Source organism: Allobosea sp. Root381 (assembly GCF_001429395.1).
Lineage (GTDB): Bacteria > Pseudomonadota > Alphaproteobacteria > Rhizobiales > Beijerinckiaceae > Allobosea.
In genome coordinates, this window is the sequence record NZ_LMJT01000001.1 from 131,610 (window position 1) to 146,824 (window position 15,215).

A 15,215-nucleotide genomic window follows, 5' to 3' on the forward strand; every position below is an offset into this window, starting at 1 on the left:
TGACGGCCGCCGCCGGTTTTGTCACGCGTGCCGCCTTATTTGCGCTTGGCGCCGCCGACCTGCTCGTCCCACATGCGGAACGCGACGACCATCTTGTCGGGGTCGAGCGGCGTCTCGAGCGGGTTGTCTGCGATCAGCTTCTCGTATTCGGGCCGGCCGAACTCCTTGATCGCGGCCTGGCTTTCCGGCGGGGCCATGTCGAGCGTCACGCCCTTCACGGCCGGGCCCGGATAGAAATAGCCTTCGTCATAGGTGTAGGCCTGCTGCTCCTTGGTGAGGAGGAAGCTCATCAGGTCGAGCAGGACGGCGAGCTTCTCGTCCGAGACGCCGCTGGGGATGCACATGTAGTGCGCGTCCGTGACCCAGTGGAATCCCTTCAGCGCAGCGATCTTCGCCTCTTTCGGCACGACGCCGAGGACGCGCGGATTGATGTCCCAGCCGGTGGTCGTGACGGTCATGTCGCGGGAGCCGTCGCCGAGCTCCTTCATCACCGCGCCAGTGCCGCCGGGATAGTATTCGATGTTCTCGCCGAGCGCCTTGAGATAGGCCCAGGTCTTGTCCCAACCCTTGACCGGGTCCTTCGGATCGGTGTCGCCGAGCAGGTACGGCAGCCCCATCATGAAGGTGCGGCCGGGGCCGGAATTGGCCGGGCGCGGATAGATGAAGCGGCGCTTGTTCTCGCGCGTCCAGGTCAGCAGCTCCTCGGCCGTTGTCGGCACGGTCTTGACCTTGGCCGGCATGTATTCGAGCAGCGGGCCGGAAGGGTAATAGGTCACGACGACGCCCTGCCCGCTCGCCAGCGCCTGCATCTTGGCGGCGCCTTCGAGATAGATCTCGTCGAGCTTCGGCAGGGAGGCAGCATGCTGGGGCAGCAGCGGGACCCAGAGCTTCTGCTCGACGCCGGCGGCCAGCGCGTCGTTGCCGGTCAGCACCATGTCGATATCGACGCGGTTGGCAGCCTGTTGCGCCTTGATCTTGCCGGGCAGCTCGGGCGACGGCGCCTTGGTGAAGACGATGCGCGAGACGAGGTTCGGCTTGGCCTTGCGGTAGTTCTCGATCGCCTTCTGCGTCAGCGCGAGATTGCCGGCGACGTCGACGATCGAGAGGACCACCGGGGATGTCGGCAGCTTGAGTTGCTGGGCGAAGGCAGGCACATGTGCCGCGCCTGCGAGGCCAGCGACACCACCGATGAAGACACGCCGATTGATTTTGCTCTGGACCATGATCTCTTCCTCCGATGTGGCGTTTGCGCCCTTGTTGTTGATCGAGCCGCCGGCTCCTTTCGGAACGCCGCCTCAACAGTTCCGTAACTCGCGCGATTGACGCGGCCCCGGATTAATCGGTATCCTAGTATACTAGTCGACCAGGACTTGGCAATGGGCATCCCTGCAGCACGACAAAGCACCGACCAGATCCACCGGGCGTTACGCGGCGACATCCTCGCTGCGGCGCTGCGCCCCGGGGAAGCGATGTCGGAGGCGCGGATGGCCGCCCATTTCGGGGTCAGCCGCACGCCCGTGCGCGAGGCTTTCAAGCGCCTTGTCGAGGAAGGCTTCCTGATGGTGGTACCGCAGGTCGGCACATTTGTGGCCCCGATCGATCTCGCCGCGGTGCATGACAGCCAGTTCGTGCGCGAGACGCTCGAATGTCGAACGGTCGCGCTCGCCGCCCGGCACGCCGATGCTGCGGGCAAGGCGGCGCTCGAGGAGAATGTCCGCCAGCAGGAGCGCGATCTCGCAGCGAACGACCACCCCAGCTTCTTCCGCCATGACGAAGCCTTCCATGCCGAACTCGCGCGGCTTGCCGGCCATCCTTCGGTCTGGAGCCTGATCGAAGGGGTGAAGGCGCAGCTCGACCGCGTGCGCTGCCTGTCGCTGGAAAGCGCCTCCTGGCCGAGGATGATCCTCGAGCAGCACCGCGAGATCAAGGACTGCGTGGTGAGGGGCGACGAGGCGCGGGCGGAAGCGGCGATGCGGGCGCATCTGCGCACGGTCTTCGACGCGATCGAGACGATCGCCCGCGACCATGTCGACGCCTTCGCCGGAACCGCCTCCCCCGCCCGCCTCGACTGAGCCGCCCGGCTCGCCCCCTGTTCAAAGCAAATCGAAGCCTCGCGAAGAGGCCCCGCCTCCAAGGAACGGATCTCTCTGATGGAACAAAGCTGGCGCTGGTTCGGCCCCGACGACGTGGTGACGCTCGCCCAGGCGCGGCAGGCCGGAGCGCGCGGCATCGTCAACGCGCTCCACCAGATCCCCTATGGCGTGGTCTGGAGCGTCGCGGAGATCGAGGCGCGCAAGGCGATCATCGCCGATGACGCCAGCCTCGGCCTGCACTGGAACGTGGTCGAGAGCCTGCCGATCCACGAGACGGTCAAGATCGGCGAAGGTGATCTCGAGCCGATCTTCGCGAATTACCGACAATCGCTGCGCAATCTCGCCGCCTGCGGGCTCCAGGTGGTCTGCTACAACTTCATGCCGGTGCTGGACTGGACGCGCACGCAGCTCGCCTACCCCCTGCCCGGCGGCGGCACGGCGCTGCGCTTCAACATCCACGAATATGTCGCCTTCGACCATTTCATGCTGCAGCGGCCCGGCGCCGCGGAGGGCCATTCGGCCGAGGTCATGGATCGGGCCAGTGAATGGTTCGAGCGCTCCTCGCAGGCCGACCGCGACAGGCTGCTCGCCAACATCATGGCCGGACTGCCGGGCGCCTATGACCGCTACGACGTGCCCGGCCTCAAGAGCATGCTGGAGCGCTATCGCGGCATGAGCCATGACGGCCTGCGCGCCAATCTCAAGCGCTTCCTCGAAGCCGTGATCCCGACGGCCGAAGAAGTCGGAATCCGGATGTGCATCCATCCGGACGACCCGCCGCGCCCGCTCTTCGGCCTGCCCCGGATCTGCTCGAACGAGGAGGACATCGCCTTCATCCTCGGCGCGGTGGATTCACCCTCGAACGGGCTGACCCTGTGCTCAGGTTCGCTCGGCGCCAATCCCGGGAACGACGTGCCCGGCATCGCGCGGCGCTTCGCCGATCGGATCTGGTTCGCGCATCTGCGCAACGTCGCCAAGGATGAAGACGGCTCCTTCATGGAGGCGGAGCATCTCGGCGGCGACACCGATATGGTGGCTCTGATCGAGGTGTTGCTCGCCGAGGAACAGCGTCGCAAGGCGGCGGGCTCTCCTCATTGGCAGATCCCGATGCGGCCGGACCATGGCCATGAGCTGCTCGACGATGTCGGCAAGGGCAGCTTCCCTGGCTACCCCGCGGTCGGCCGCCTGCGCGGCTTGGCGGAGCTGCGCGGTGTGATGACGGCTGTCAGTTCGCTGCGCGGCTACGGGGCTTAGGCTTCCGGCAAACGCATCACCGCTCCGGTCATTGCGAGCGTAGCGAAGCAATCCAGGGGCGGCAGCGCCCTACGCCTTACTGGATTGCTTCGCTACGCTCGCAATGACGAAACGGCTGTTGTTTCTTACGCCGCCGGCGCGGCCCGCAGCCCGCCGGCCGTCTCGATGAAGTCCACCACCGCGTCGACGCCCTCGCCTGCCTTGGTGTTGGTGAAGACGAAGGGGCGTTTGCCGCGCATCGCCTTCGAATCCCGGTCCATGACCGCGAGGTCCGCACCCACATGCGGGGCAAGATCGGTCTTGTTGATGACCAGCAGGTCCGAGCGCGTGATGCCGGGGCCGCCCTTGCGCGGGATCTTCTCCCCGGCGGCCACATCGATGACGTAGATCGTCAGGTCGGCGAGCTCAGGCGAGAAGGTGGCAGCGAGATTGTCGCCGCCGGATTCGATCAGGATCAGGTCGAGGTTCGGGAACTTGGCCCGCATGTCCTCGACGGCCGCGAGGTTGATCGAGCAGTCCTCGCGGATGGCAGTATGGGGGCAGCCGCCGGTCTCGACGCCCATGATGCGCTCCTGCGGAAGCGCCCCCGCCACCGTCAAAAGGCGAGCATCCTCCTTGGTGTAGATGTCATTGGTGATGGCGCAGAGGTCGTATGTGCCGCGCATGCGCTTGCAGAGCACCTCCATCAGCGCCGTCTTGCCGGAGCCGACGGGGCCTCCGATTCCGACGCGGAGCGGACCATGGGGGGAGCGCGGCATGTTCAGGTTTCCTTACAGTTGCACGACAGGGGCGCCGGCCGTCGCGGCAGGACAATGCAAGCGAGGCCGATGCAAGTCACGCGCCGCGGTCAGGACCGGAACAGCCGCGAATACTGGGTTTCGTGGCGTAGCGAGGCGATGTCGGAGCGCAGCGTGCAGGCGCCGAGATCGTCGAGCGTCGCGGCCTCGGCCGCCCTCGCTGCATTCCGGATGGCCGGCACCAGCGCGGCCGTGAGCTTCTGCCCGTCCGTCTGCCCGACGATGCCGAGACGGACCGAGGCCGAGACCAGATTGGCGACGAAAGCCAGTCCATACGCCTCCAGCGAGGCGGCCAATGGCAGGCCATGGCCAGCGCTGGCGGCCGCGACGGCAACCGGATAGGCGACATCACCGCTCCAGGCTGAGCGAAGGCGCTCGATCGCGGCGCAGGGCCAGGCGGCGCGCACGGCCGTGACGAAGGCATTGCCCTGCGTCGCGGTTTCGAGCCGCCGCTCGGCGGAATTGGCCAAAGCGAGCGCGAGTTCCGCGATCTCGGCCAGCGTGGCATCGTCCTCCGCCGTGACCGCCCGGGCAGCGCAGGAGAACAGGACGAGGTCGTTGCGCAGGGAGCCCTGGGTGACCAGCGCTTCGAGCCAGTCACCCAGCGTCGCGGCGTCGTGCAGGTCGCCGCTCTCGAAGGCCCATTCGAGGCCGTGCGAATAGGCGAAGGCGCCGACCGGAAAGGACGGCGACAGCCAGACCATCAGGGGCAGATGGGCCGTCATGGCCGGGCCGTTCAGCGATCGTGGCTGTGGCCCTTGTGACCATGCTCGGCCCCATGCTTGTGGCCATGGTCGTCGTGTTCGTGGCCGTGATGGCCGTGCCCGCAACCGCAGCCGTCGCCATGGGCATGGTCATGAGCATGGGAATGGGCGTGCGCATGGCCGTGACTGTGCGCCGGCGCGGACTCATGCTTGTGAGCATGGTCATGGCCGTGATGATGGTCGTGACCGCAGCCGCAGTCGTCGCTATGTGCGTGATCATGCGAATGGGCGTGGGCGTCGGCCTCTGCGTGAGAATGGGCATGGCCGTGATCATGGCCATGCTCGTGCTTGTGGCCGTGATCGTGCCCATGATGGTCGTGGTGGTCATGACCGCAACCGCAAGCGTCGTCATGCTCGTGGCCATGGGCATGGCCGTGATCATAAGCGCCGCGCTCCGGCTGGAAGGGCCGCGTCACCGCGGTCATCGCGCAGCCCTGGCCGCGGACCATTTCGGCAAGGACATGGTCGTCCTCGATATAGATTGCCTCAGCGGTGATCTCGGCCGGGGTATGGCGGTTGCCGATATGCCAGGCGACCCGCATCAGCCTCAGCGGGTTCTCGGCACGGATCTCGAGCAGGCTCTGCGGTGCGGCCTTGATCAGGACGAGCCGGCCATCCTCCAGCTTGACCGCGTCGCCATCGGCCAGCGCGGTCGGCTTGTCGAGGTCGAGCAGGATGTCGAGGCCGCCATCCCCCTTCAGGGCAAGCCGGCGGCGGTTGCGGTCGTCGTGGTCCAGCGTGAGCGTGTCGACGATGCGATCCGGCCTGACGGCGGCCTTGCGAACGACGGAGGTGGCGCGGAACATGGTGTTCGGTCCGTGACAGAATGGGGTCAGAGGCGGTCGATCGACCGCGGCTCGACCACTTCGACCACCGGAGGCGCCGCGAAGCAAGCCCTTGCCGTCACCAGAAAGGCGGCGACATGCGGCGAGAGCCTGTTCCGGTCGATATCGGCACGGGTTTCCCAGCTTTCATAGGACACGAAACGGCAGGGCTGCGTCAGGCTTTCGTGGATTTCGTAGGCCAGGCAACCCTGCTCGCGCCGCGTCGCCTCGATGCATTCCGTAACCGCTGCGACATAAAGCTTTCTGGTTTCGGGGCTGATCTCGACGCGGGAGATCACGATGAACGGCTCGGACACGAAGCAGGCTCCATACGCGACGACATGAAGCCCGAATACGCGACCAGCATGACGGCGGATGCAGCGGCGGTGGAAATCAGGTGGCCGGCGGGCGCTGCCGGCCGGCCGAAGCCGCTCAGCGCGGCTGCGACTTCACCTCGGCGTCGAACTTCTTGAGCAGCCGCGAGCGCTCTGCCGGCGAACCCCAGCGCGCGGTATCGTAGTCGATCAGCTTCATCTCGGAGAATTTCGGCGCGTCGGGCGAGAGCTCCGAATTCCGGTTCGACGGGATCGAGTTGATCTTGAGCTTGGCGTTGATGTTCTGCGCCTCGGGCGACAGCGTGAAATCAACGAATTTGCGCGCGGCTTCCGGGTTCCGGCCGCCCTTGATGACCGAGACCGAGCCCGTCTCGTAGCCGGTGCCCTCGCAGGGAGCGACCGTCTCGATCGGCGCGCCCTGCAGCTTCTGCGTCAGCATGTCGTGGATGAAGGCGATGCCGACGGTGGTCTCGCCGAGCGCAGTGGCCTTGACCGGCGCGATGCCGGACTTGGTGTATTGGTTGATGTTCTTGTGCAGGGCCTTGAGGTAGTCGAAGCCCTTGTCCTCGCCCAGGCGCTGCACCGTCGTCGCCAGGAAGACATAGGCCGTGCCGGAGGAATTGGGGTCGGCGATCTGGATCTCGTCGCGGAACTGCGGATTGAGCAGATCGGCCCAGCATTTCGGCGCCGCGATGCCGCGCTTCTTCAGGAGCTCGGTGTTGTAGCCGATGCCGAGCGCGCCGAGATAGATTCCGGATGTGCGGAACTTCGCCTGCTCGGCATGGCGCTGCGCCCAGTCGAGCAGTTCGGGAAGCTTCGGCGATTTGTATTCGTCGAGCAGGCCCTCGTCGGCGGCCTGCAGATGCGGCTCTCCCGGCCCGCCCCACCAGACGTCGCCGCGCGGATTGCCGGCCTCCGCCTTGACCTGGGCATAGACCTCGCCGGTGCTCTTGCGCACCATTGCGACCTTGATGCCCGTCGATTTCTCGAACATCGCAGCGCCTTCGCGGCACTGCTCCTCGAGGATCGAGCAATAGACGGTCACCTGCTGCTGGGCGCTGGCCGGCAGTGCGGCGAACAGACCGAGCGCAATGGTGGCGGAGGCGGCCCAAAGGCCGGTAACGGGGCGTCGATTCATGGCGTTCTTCCCAGCTGGCATTGTTTTGCCGACTAGAAAGCTGGCCCCTCCCGCCCTGTCAATGCCGCATCGAAATCAGCTGTCGCGGGTCCGGTCCGGCAGGGCATCGACGGCCTCGTCCGCGCCCTGGTCGCGCTTGAGAACGCCCTCGCGCAGCACCTTTGTGGCGGCCTGTGCCTTCTTCTCGGACGAGGTCTCGAGCGGCGCAGTTTCGGGCGTCGCGGTCAGCCCGAGCTTGCCCGGCTTGCGAGCGTCGTTGCGGGCGCTGGCGGCAAAAGTGGCGAGCGCCTCGGGTTGCTGGCCTTTCGGGCCGGCGGCTTTCTGATCGGCCATGGCGAACCTCCCTGATCTGGCGGGAGAGGAACTGCGGCCGGCGAGCGGAGTTCCGCGCCGCCGGGCGAGGCTCAGAACAGGAAGTAGCGCTGCGCCAGCGGCAGTTCCCTGGCCGGTTCGCAGACGAGCAGCTCGCCATCGGCCACCACGGCATAGGTCTCCGGATCGATCTGGATATCGGGCGTCGCGTCGTTGTGGATCATGCTCTTCTTGGAGATGCCGCCGCGGGTGTTCTCGACCGCGACCATCTCCTTCTCCGTGCCGAGCCGGTTGCGCAGGCCGTTCGCCATCGCCGCCTGCGAGACGAAGACCAGCGAGGTCGAGGTTACGGCCTTGCCGAAGGCGCTGAACATAGGCCGGTAATGCACCGGCTGCGGGGTCGGGATCGAGGCGTTGGGGTCGCCCATCGGGGCGGCTGCAATCATGCCGCCCTTGATGATCAGGTCCGGCTTGGCGCCGAAGAAGGCCGGCGACCAGATCACGATGTCGGCGAGCTTGCCGATCGCGATCGAGCCGATATGGCGCGAGATTCCATGCGCGATGGCCGGGTTGATCGTGTATTTCGCGACATAGCGCTTGGCGCGGAAATTGTCGGCGCCGGTGCCGGCATCCTCGGCGAGAGCGCCCCGCTGGACCTTCATCTTGTGGGCGGTCTGCCAGGTGCGGGTGACGACCTCGCCGACACGGCCCATCGCCTGCGAATCCGAGGACATCATCGAGAGCGCGCCGATGTCGTGCAGGATGTCCTCGGCCGCGATGGTTTCCTTGCGGATGCGGCTTTCGGCGAAGGCGAGGTCCTCGGGGATCGAGGGCGACAGGTGATGGCAGACCATCAGCATGTCCAAATGCTCGTCGAGCGTGTTGACCGTGAAGGGCCGTGTCGGATTGGTCGACGAGGGCAGCACGTTGGGCAGCCCCGCAACCTTCATGATGTCGGGGGCGTGGCCGCCGCCGGCGCCTTCGGTGTGGAAGGCGTGGATGGTGCGGTTCTTGAACGCCTTGATCGTGTCCTCGACGAAGCCGGACTCGTTCAGCGTGTCGGTGTGGATCATCACCTGCACGTCGTAATCGTCGGCGACCGAGAGGCAGTTGTCGATCGCGGCCGGGGTGGTGCCCCAGTCCTCGTGCAGCTTCATGGCGCAGGCGCCGGCCTCGATCATCTCGGCCAGCGCGCCGGGCAGCGCGGCATTGCCCTTGCCGGCGAAGGCGAGGTTCATCGGGAAGGCGTCCGCGGCCTTGATCATCTGGCCAAGATGCCAGGGGCCGGGCGTACAGGTCGTCGCCAGCGTGCCATGAGCCGGCCCGGTGCCACCGCCGAGCATGGTGGTCAGCCCGCTCATCAGCGCGTCCTCGATCTGCTGCGGACAGATATAGTGGATATGGCTGTCGAAGCCGCCGGCGGTGACGATCTTGCCCTCACCGGCGATGACCTCGGTGCCCGGGCCGACGATGATGGTCTCGGCCGGGTCGAAATTGCCGAAGCCGCCCTGGATGTCCGGGTTACCAGCCTTGCCGATGGCGCAGATGCGCCCTGCCCTGATGCCGATATCGGCCTTCACGATACCCCAATGGTCGAGGATCAGCGCGTTGGTGATGACGGTGTCGACGGCGCCGTCGGCGTTGCGGACCTGGCTCTGGCCCATGCCGTCGCGGATGACCTTGCCGCCGCCGAACTTCACCTCCTCGCCATAGGTGGTGAAATCCTTCTCGACCTTGATCCAGAGTTCGGTATCGCCGAGGCGCACAGTGTCGCCGGTGGTGGGGCCGAACATCGCGGCGTAGGCGTTACGCGGGAAATTGAAGGGCATGATCTCGTCTCCTCAGGCCGCGCTCAGAGCTTGCCCATCACGTCCTGGCGGAAGCCGTAGACCTCGCGCTTGCCGGCTAGCGCCACGAGCCTGACCTCTCGGGTCTGGCCGGGCTCGAAGCGCACGGCGGTGCCGGCCGGAATGTCGAGCCGGAATCCCCTCGCCTTGTCGCGCTCGAAAGCGAGCGACGGATTGGCCTCGAAGAAGTGGTAATGCGAGCCGATCTGGATCGGCCGGTCGCCAGTGTTCGCAACCGTGAGGGTCAGGCTCTCGCGCCCCTCGTTCATCACGAGATCGCCGGGCAGAGTCTTCACCTCGCCGGGCTTCAGTGCCCCGAGCGAGCCGCGGATCGGCTCGTGCACGGTGACCAGCTTGGTGCCGTCCGGAAAGGTCGCCTCGACCTGGACGTCGTGGATCAGTTCGGCGATGCCATCCATGACCTGATCGGCGCTGAGCACATGGGCGCCGACCTGCATCAGCTCGGCCACGGAACGGCCGTCGCGCGCGCCCTCGACGACGAAGTCGGTGATCAGCGCAACGGCCTCGGGGTAGTTCAGCTTGACGCCGCGCTCCAGCCTGCGCCGCGCCACCATGGCAGCCATGGCGACGAGCAGCTTGTCCTTTTCGCGCGGCGTCAGATTCATTGCCTGTCCTTCTTCCCGGTCTCGTCGTCTTCGCCGGCCTCATCGTCGCCGGCTTCTTCCTCGTCTTCGTCCTCATCCTCTTCATCGAGGTCGAGATCGGCATATTCGTAGGCGAAGACGATCTCGCCGGTGGCGGGATCGAAGGCGCTGGCAGTCGAGTCCTCGAAGGCGTCGATCAGCATCTCGGCGTCGTCGGCGCTGTCGACCTCGAAGCGGCGCACAGCGTCCTCGCCCTCGCCGCTCAGCGTCAGTTCGATCGCCCAGCTCCGCGCGCCGGTGTCGTAGATGCATTTCAGACCGTGGATCGACAGCATCATGCTCTCCTCAGGTTGACCAGGTGCGCGGCAGCGCACGGCCGGTCAGATGCCCGAGCAGCGTGACGAGCACGCGACGCAGCGCCTGCGCGTCCGGGGAGAGCAGGCGGACCACCAGGAGATCGCCGACGATGCCCGCACCGATTTCGACCGGGCTCGCAGCCTCCTCGGCGCCGAGAGCGCGGGCACGGTCGAGGTCATCCTGGAGGGCGGGGCCGGCCGCGAGCAGAGTGGCCGCCGCGAGTGCGCCGAAGGCAATGGCAGGGCGCGCCAGCGCTTCCGAAATGGCGCCGTCGAGCCGCAGATCCTCGGCGAAGACCAGCCTTCCTTCGCGGCGGATGCGCCAGCGGTCGCGCAACGCACCGCGCGCCATCACCTCGCCCATGGCGCTGCGGCCGAAGAAGACGGCCTCCGAGACGACGAGGCGAGAATCGGCGGCGAGTTCGACGTCGAGGCTGCGGGCCAGCCGCGCGCCGGAAAACAGGATGCTTTCCTGCGGCAGCCAGGCCAGGCTTGCGCCGCCAGCGACCGATAACGACGTCTCGATGCGCGTATCAGCGCCCTGGCTGCGATAGATCTTCTCTGCCGCCTGCGACGTCACCACCGCATCGCTGCCGGGCTCCAGCATGACCTCGACGCGCATGGCGTCGCCGCCGGCCATGCCGCCACCGGTATTGATGAGCACGGCCTCGCAGGTCGCGTCATAGGTCGTGGGGAAACGGGCGCGGTAGCCGCCGCTCTCCGCCACATCCAGCCGATGCGTCCGCCCGCCGGCACGGCCGAAGTGCAGCCGCACGCCGCCGGCGGCACGGACATAGGCCGGCACGAGCGGGTCATTGGCTGCCGGTGCGGGCGGCGCGAACATGGATGTCCCAACGGGCGGAGAGGCTTGCGAAGGTTGCAATCTTCCGCGCGCCCTCGTTGCGGGCAAGGGCTTCGACTGGCGCCTTCGCCTAAATTATAGGCAGGAAGCGCTCCGCCGAGGCAGTCAGCCGCACTCGACAAGGAAGGCTTCGACCTCCTCGCGGCGCGGCGAACCCGCCCGGCCGCCGAAGCGGGTGCATTTGATCGCCGCCACGGCCGAAGCGAAGCGGATCGCATCACGCTCGCCCTGCCCTTCCGCCAGTGCGAGCGCGAAGGCGCCGTGCCAGACATCGCCGGCGCCCAGCGTATCGACAGCTTCGATGGGGAAGGCCGGACTCTGCACGACTTCGCCGTTCTCGACGAAGAGCACGCCCTCCGGCCCGAGCGTCACGGCGAGCCAGGTCGGCACCTCGCGCCCCACCTTCGCGAGGCCGACGCGCGGATTCGCCTCGCCCGAAACCTCCTTCAGCGCCTGGGCGCTGAAGGCGACATGGCTCGCCGTCGCGACCAGATCGGGATGGGGCGGCTTGCGGTCGCCGTCCAGCACGCCGGCAATGCCGGCGGAGCGGGCCAGTTGCAGCGCGGCGAGCGCGCCATTGCCCCAGCGTGTATCGGTGAGCACGGCGCGGGCTCCATCCGGCAGCGACCCGGGCAGCCAGTCGGCTTCCTCCGGCATGGCGGGATCGGAATAGGAGATCACCATGCGCTCACCCTCGGCATCGACCAGGATGGCCGAGACCGGCGAGCGACGCCCGGCGACACGCCGCGCGAAGGCAGTGTCGACGCCCTCCCGCGTGAGATCGCCGAGGATCTGGTCGCCGATCGCGTCGTCTCCGAGGCGTGTCGCGAGCCAGCAGCGGCCGCCCAGCCTGGCGATGGCCACGGAGCCGCTGCCGGCGCAGCCGCCACCGACGACGGCCAGATCGCGCGAGCGGTATTTTTCGCCGCGCGTCGGCATGGTCTCGACACTGTAGACATGGTCGAGCGTCGCGATACCGAGACAGAAGACGCCGGTCATGCCAGTGCTCCGGGCTGATCGGGCCCGAAGCGCAGGCCATCAATATCGGTATGAAGGAAATCGTTGCCCTTATAGGCGAGTTGCAGCTTCAACGTCCTGGCGGCAGCATAGGCGAAACAGTCGCCCATGTTGAGCTTCGCCGGGTGACCGTTGAGATGATGGTAGCGCGCTGCACAGACATGAGCCTCACGCCCAATCTCGGCGCTGACATCGACGACGCGAATATTCATCGCCGAGTGGAAGGCGAGAACACCGTCATAGGCTTCGACGAAGGACACGCGAAGCAGGCGTGAGAGGCGCGTCGATGCCTCGAACATCGCGATCGGCGAAGTCACGGCCATTTCGGCTTCCGCGATAGCGGTATGGATAGCCAACTCCTCGGCCTCGCCGGCAAGAAGCGCTACGACCACCGAGGCATCCAGGAACATCAGGCGTCGCCGTATTCACGGTCGAAGAATTCCTTGTGAGTCAAACCATCGTCGATCACAGGCCTGTTCCCCATCATCGCTCGCGCGACTCTCACGGCATCCTCGATCTGCCGGAAACGCTCCTTGCGTCTTCGCAACTCGCGCTCCACGGCCAAACCGATCGCCGCCTGCAGGCTGATGCCGTCGTTCGCGGCGAGTTCACGAACCATGCGATCGATATTCGGATCCCTCACCAGAATACCCATGGAAGCTCTCCCTGATATCAACCCATGATATCAGGGAGAAGCGATCCACTCAACGATCGCCGGCGCGCCGTCACCAGCTTCCGGTGTTCTGCATGCTGGCCCAGGGCTCGGCCGGCGCCTTGGGCTCGCCTTTCTGGAGCAACTCGATCGAGATGTCGTCGGGCGAGCGGATGAAGGCCATGTTGCCGTCGCGCGGCGGGCGGTTGATGGTGACGCCGGCCTTCATCAGCTTGTCGCAGGTCGCGTAGATATCGTCGACCTCATAGGCGAGATGGCCGAAATTGCGGCCGCCGGTGTAGGTTTCCGGATCCCAGTTATAGGTGAGCTCCAGGGTCGGGCGGCCGCGGCTGCCCTGCTCGCGGACCGTCTCGACCTCGTCGGGAGCAGCGAGGAAGACCAGCGTGAAGCGGCCCTTCTCGCTCTCGATGCGGCGGGTCTCGATCAAGCCGAACTTGTTCACATAGAAGTCGAGCGAAGCGTCGAGATCGGTGACACGGACCATGGTGTGGAGATAGCGCATCGTCGGGTTCCTCTCCGGCCGGCCCGGACGGGCCGGCGTCCTTTGATGGGGATAGCGGATCCAGGATCGGGTTGATCCGGCCCGTGAATCGGGCGAAAGCATCGCCGCTCCCGAACACAGTACCAAGACGCAGGCGTGCAGGACAGGCCATGACCTCAACGCAAGACGGTCCGAACGGCGCACCCGTCCGCGCGACCCCGGCCCAGATCGCGCAGATCAAGCAGCGCGCCGCCATTCTCTCCGTGATGGCGACACTGCTGCTGACGGGCGCGAAGTTCATCGGCGCGATCCTATCGGGCTCGCTGGCGCTGCTGGCGGATGCGCTCCAGGGGCTGATCGATATCGGCTCGACGCTGTTCACCTGGTTCGCCGTGCGCGTGTCCGACAAGCCGGCGGATGACGAGCACCACTACGGCCACGGCAAGGTCGAGGCGCTGGCCGCGCTGGTCGAGACCGCCATCCTGTTCACGCTGGCGGGTGCGATCCTGTGGGAAGCCGGCAACCGGCTCTGGCAGGACGTCATCTCCCAGGTCTCGGTGACCCCGCTCGTCATCGGCATCATGCTGCTCTCGATGACCGTCGACGCGATCCGCTGGCGCTCGCTGACCAAGGTCGCGCGGGAGACCGGCAGCGAGGCGCTCGCCGCCGAAGCGACGCATTTCTCCGCCGATTTCGTCGGCTCGGCGCTGGTGCTCGTCGGGTTGCTCGGCGTCTGGTACGGCTTCGAGCGTGCCGATACCGCCGCCGCCTTCGCCATCGCCGCCTATACGGCGTTCTCGGCCTATCGCCTTGCGCGGCGCGTCCTCAGCACGCTGATGGACACTGCGCCCGAGGGCGTCAGCGAGAAGCTGCGCGAGGCGGCTCGCAACGCGCCCGGCGTCGTCGGCATCAACTGGCTTCGGGTTCGGCCGGCAGGCGGCCGCATCCACGGCGAGATCGGCATCAGCGTGTCGCGCACGCTGCCGCTCGATCGCGTCGCCGCTATCAAGGCCGGACTCTCCGCTGCGCTGCTACAGGTCGAGCCCGATGCCGAGATCACGATCACGGCCGATCCGGTGCAGGTCGACGACGAAACCGTGCTCGAGCGCGTCCTGCTGATCGCGCTCAAGCTGAAGATCCCCGTGCATCACGTCACCGTGCACAGCATCGGCGAGAAGCTCTCGGTCAGCCTCGACATGGAGGTCGATGCCACCCTGCCGCTGGGCGATGCCCACGAGATCGCGACGCGACTGGAGAATGCGATCCGGGCCGAATTCGGTGGCGAGACCGAGGTCGAGACCCATATCGAGCCGATGGAGACCGGCCAGCCCTCTGGCCACAACGCTGCCTGGGAGACGGTCGAGGACATCGGCAAAGCGCTTGCGGGTGAGGCGATGAAGCTTGGCGGGCCTATCCACGACATCCACAGCGTGCGCGTGCGCCAGACGGCCAAGGGGCTGGTGGTGAACTATCATTGCCGCGTCGATGCCACGCTCGACGTCGCTTCCGTCCATGCGGCGGTCGACGAGATCGAGCGGGCGGTGCGGATCGCGCGCCCCCAGGTTTGCCGCCTCGTCAGCCATGCGGAACCGGCCGTCATGGGCGCCCCGAGCTAGATAGAGCCGGATGCGCTGAAGTTGAATCCCGGGGCGGCCATCCCGGATAAGCCGCCTGCGGCGGCGCCGATCCGGGAATGACCGCCCAAATCAATCCCAACGCGAAAGGCTCGCGGGACCACCTCTTCAGCGGCGACGGCCGTAGCGAACGTGCAGGCTCCAGAGCCGAGGCCTACCCCTTTCGGCACATTGCGAGGCGGGCTACAGACAAGGCACAGTCTTTAGCCTGCGCAATACGCCA

Annotated in this window: 18 protein-coding genes; 3 read left to right on the forward strand and 15 right to left on the reverse strand. The window is 66.6% G+C overall.

The window, feature by feature from the left end:
* Positions 1 to 35: 35 nt before the first annotated feature.
* Positions 36 to 1,223, reverse strand: a complete 1,188-nt coding sequence (locus ASE63_RS00650; RefSeq protein ID WP_056794993.1) for an extracellular solute-binding protein — start codon at positions 1,221 to 1,223, stop codon at positions 36 to 38.
* 153 nt (positions 1,224 to 1,376) lie between these two features.
* On the opposite strand from ASE63_RS00650, the gene ASE63_RS00655 reads away from it, so the two are divergent.
* Both ASE63_RS00655 and uxuA read left to right on the forward strand, forming a co-directional pair.
* A complete protein-coding gene (locus ASE63_RS00655) occupies positions 1,377 to 2,072 on the forward strand; it encodes a GntR family transcriptional regulator (protein ID WP_056794995.1) in 696 nt (231 codons plus the stop codon).
* A gap of 78 nt (positions 2,073 to 2,150) precedes the next feature.
* Complete coding sequence (uxuA, locus tag ASE63_RS00660; RefSeq protein ID WP_056794998.1) at positions 2,151 to 3,347, forward strand: mannonate dehydratase; 1,197 nt, start codon at positions 2,151 to 2,153, stop codon at positions 3,345 to 3,347.
* A gap of 125 nt (positions 3,348 to 3,472) precedes the next feature.
* On the opposite strand, the gene ureG is transcribed toward uxuA, so the two are convergent.
* The 14 genes from ureG to ASE63_RS00730 all read right to left on the reverse strand — a co-directional run bounded on the left by ureG (position 3,473) and on the right by ASE63_RS00730 (position 13,379).
* Positions 3,473 to 4,105: an urease accessory protein UreG gene (gene ureG / locus ASE63_RS00665; protein WP_056795000.1), complete on the reverse strand. Its 633-nt coding sequence runs from the start codon at positions 4,103 to 4,105 to the stop codon at positions 3,473 to 3,475.
* Between the two features lie 89 nt (positions 4,106 to 4,194).
* Positions 4,195 to 4,869 carry an urease accessory UreF family protein gene (locus tag ASE63_RS00670; RefSeq protein WP_056795002.1) on the reverse strand — a complete coding sequence of 225 codons (675 nt, stop codon included), beginning with the start codon at positions 4,867 to 4,869 and terminating at the stop codon, positions 4,195 to 4,197.
* A gap of 11 nt (positions 4,870 to 4,880) precedes the next feature.
* Positions 4,881 to 5,714: an urease accessory protein UreE gene (locus tag ASE63_RS00675; RefSeq protein WP_056795003.1), complete on the reverse strand. Its 834-nt coding sequence runs from the start codon at positions 5,712 to 5,714 to the stop codon at positions 4,881 to 4,883.
* A gap of 26 nt (positions 5,715 to 5,740) precedes the next feature.
* Positions 5,741 to 6,049: a putative quinol monooxygenase gene (locus ASE63_RS00680; protein ID WP_056795005.1), complete on the reverse strand. Its 309-nt coding sequence runs from the start codon at positions 6,047 to 6,049 to the stop codon at positions 5,741 to 5,743.
* 115 nt (positions 6,050 to 6,164) lie between these two features.
* A complete protein-coding gene (locus ASE63_RS00685; RefSeq protein ID WP_056795007.1) occupies positions 6,165 to 7,205 on the reverse strand; it encodes an ABC transporter substrate-binding protein in 1,041 nt (346 codons plus the stop codon).
* A gap of 75 nt (positions 7,206 to 7,280) precedes the next feature.
* Positions 7,281 to 7,538 carry a hypothetical protein gene (locus ASE63_RS00690; RefSeq protein ID WP_056795009.1) on the reverse strand — a complete coding sequence of 86 codons (258 nt, stop codon included), beginning with the start codon at positions 7,536 to 7,538 and terminating at the stop codon, positions 7,281 to 7,283.
* Between the two features lie 71 nt (positions 7,539 to 7,609).
* On the reverse strand, positions 7,610 to 9,346 hold the full coding sequence (gene ureC / locus ASE63_RS00695) for an urease subunit alpha (protein ID WP_056795012.1): 1,737 nt from the start codon (positions 9,344 to 9,346) through the stop codon (positions 7,610 to 7,612).
* A gap of 23 nt (positions 9,347 to 9,369) precedes the next feature.
* Positions 9,370 to 9,990 (reverse strand): urease subunit gamma, encoded by a 621-nt coding sequence (locus ASE63_RS00700; protein ID WP_082609540.1) that lies wholly within the window; start codon positions 9,988 to 9,990, stop codon positions 9,370 to 9,372.
* Positions 9,987 to 10,304, reverse strand: a complete 318-nt coding sequence (locus ASE63_RS00705; RefSeq protein WP_156410131.1) for a hypothetical protein — start codon at positions 10,302 to 10,304, stop codon at positions 9,987 to 9,989. The genes ASE63_RS00700 and ASE63_RS00705 overlap by 4 nt, the downstream gene beginning before the upstream one ends.
* Positions 10,305 to 10,314: 10 nt before the next feature.
* On the reverse strand, positions 10,315 to 11,169 hold the full coding sequence (locus tag ASE63_RS00710) for an urease accessory protein UreD (RefSeq protein ID WP_056795017.1): 855 nt from the start codon (positions 11,167 to 11,169) through the stop codon (positions 10,315 to 10,317).
* A 123-nt stretch (positions 11,170 to 11,292) separates the two neighbouring features.
* A complete protein-coding gene (locus tag ASE63_RS00715; protein ID WP_056795020.1) occupies positions 11,293 to 12,186 on the reverse strand; it encodes a sugar kinase in 894 nt (297 codons plus the stop codon).
* Positions 12,183 to 12,614: a type II toxin-antitoxin system VapC family toxin gene (locus ASE63_RS00720; protein WP_056795023.1), complete on the reverse strand. Its 432-nt coding sequence runs from the start codon at positions 12,612 to 12,614 to the stop codon at positions 12,183 to 12,185. Before ASE63_RS00720 ends, ASE63_RS00715 begins: the two co-directional genes overlap by 4 nt.
* Positions 12,614 to 12,859, reverse strand: coding sequence for a type II toxin-antitoxin system VapB family antitoxin (locus tag ASE63_RS00725; RefSeq protein ID WP_056795026.1), 246 nt, complete (start codon positions 12,857 to 12,859; stop codon positions 12,614 to 12,616). The genes ASE63_RS00720 and ASE63_RS00725 overlap by 1 nt, the downstream gene beginning before the upstream one ends.
* A gap of 70 nt (positions 12,860 to 12,929) precedes the next feature.
* Positions 12,930 to 13,379 (reverse strand): VOC family protein, encoded by a 450-nt coding sequence (locus ASE63_RS00730; protein WP_056795029.1) that lies wholly within the window; start codon positions 13,377 to 13,379, stop codon positions 12,930 to 12,932.
* 149 nt (positions 13,380 to 13,528) lie between these two features.
* Here ASE63_RS00730 and ASE63_RS00735 point away from each other — a divergent pair, with 149 nt between their 5' ends.
* Entirely contained in the window at positions 13,529 to 14,974 is a 1,446-nt protein-coding gene (locus ASE63_RS00735) for a cation diffusion facilitator family transporter (protein WP_056795031.1), read from the forward strand.
* Positions 14,975 to 15,215 lie beyond the last annotated feature (241 nt).

Coding starts and splice junctions, on each gene's coding strand:
- ASE63_RS00650 (WP_056794993.1), bottom strand. CDS start 1,223: ATGGTCCAGAGCAAAATCAATCGGCGTGTCTTCATCGGTGGTGTCGCT.
- ASE63_RS00730 (WP_056795029.1), bottom strand. CDS start 13,379: ATGCGCTATCTCCACACCATGGTCCGTGTCACCGATCTCGACGCTTCG.
- ASE63_RS00715 (WP_056795020.1), bottom strand. CDS start 12,186: ATGACCGGCGTCTTCTGTCTCGGTATCGCGACGCTCGACCATGTCTAC.
- ASE63_RS00655 (WP_056794995.1), top strand. CDS start 1,377: ATGGGCATCCCTGCAGCACGACAAAGCACCGACCAGATCCACCGGGCG.
- ASE63_RS00710 (WP_056795017.1), bottom strand. CDS start 11,169: ATGTTCGCGCCGCCCGCACCGGCAGCCAATGACCCGCTCGTGCCGGCC.
- ASE63_RS00725 (WP_056795026.1), bottom strand. CDS start 12,859: ATGGGTATTCTGGTGAGGGATCCGAATATCGATCGCATGGTTCGTGAA.
- ASE63_RS00735 (WP_056795031.1), top strand. CDS start 13,529: ATGACCTCAACGCAAGACGGTCCGAACGGCGCACCCGTCCGCGCGACC.
- ureG (WP_056795000.1), bottom strand. CDS start 4,105: ATGCCGCGCTCCCCCCATGGTCCGCTCCGCGTCGGAATCGGAGGCCCC.
- ASE63_RS00700 (WP_082609540.1), bottom strand. CDS start 9,990: ATGAATCTGACGCCGCGCGAAAAGGACAAGCTGCTCGTCGCCATGGCT.
- ASE63_RS00720 (WP_056795023.1), bottom strand. CDS start 12,614: ATGTTCCTGGATGCCTCGGTGGTCGTAGCGCTTCTTGCCGGCGAGGCC.
- ASE63_RS00675 (WP_056795003.1), bottom strand. CDS start 5,714: ATGTTCCGCGCCACCTCCGTCGTTCGCAAGGCCGCCGTCAGGCCGGAT.
- ureC (WP_056795012.1), bottom strand. CDS start 9,346: ATGCCCTTCAATTTCCCGCGTAACGCCTACGCCGCGATGTTCGGCCCC.
- ASE63_RS00705 (WP_156410131.1), bottom strand. CDS start 10,304: ATGCTGTCGATCCACGGTCTGAAATGCATCTACGACACCGGCGCGCGG.
- ASE63_RS00685 (WP_056795007.1), bottom strand. CDS start 7,205: ATGAATCGACGCCCCGTTACCGGCCTTTGGGCCGCCTCCGCCACCATT.
- ASE63_RS00690 (WP_056795009.1), bottom strand. CDS start 7,538: ATGGCCGATCAGAAAGCCGCCGGCCCGAAAGGCCAGCAACCCGAGGCG.
- uxuA (WP_056794998.1), top strand. CDS start 2,151: ATGGAACAAAGCTGGCGCTGGTTCGGCCCCGACGACGTGGTGACGCTC.
- ASE63_RS00670 (WP_056795002.1), bottom strand. CDS start 4,869: ATGACGGCCCATCTGCCCCTGATGGTCTGGCTGTCGCCGTCCTTTCCG.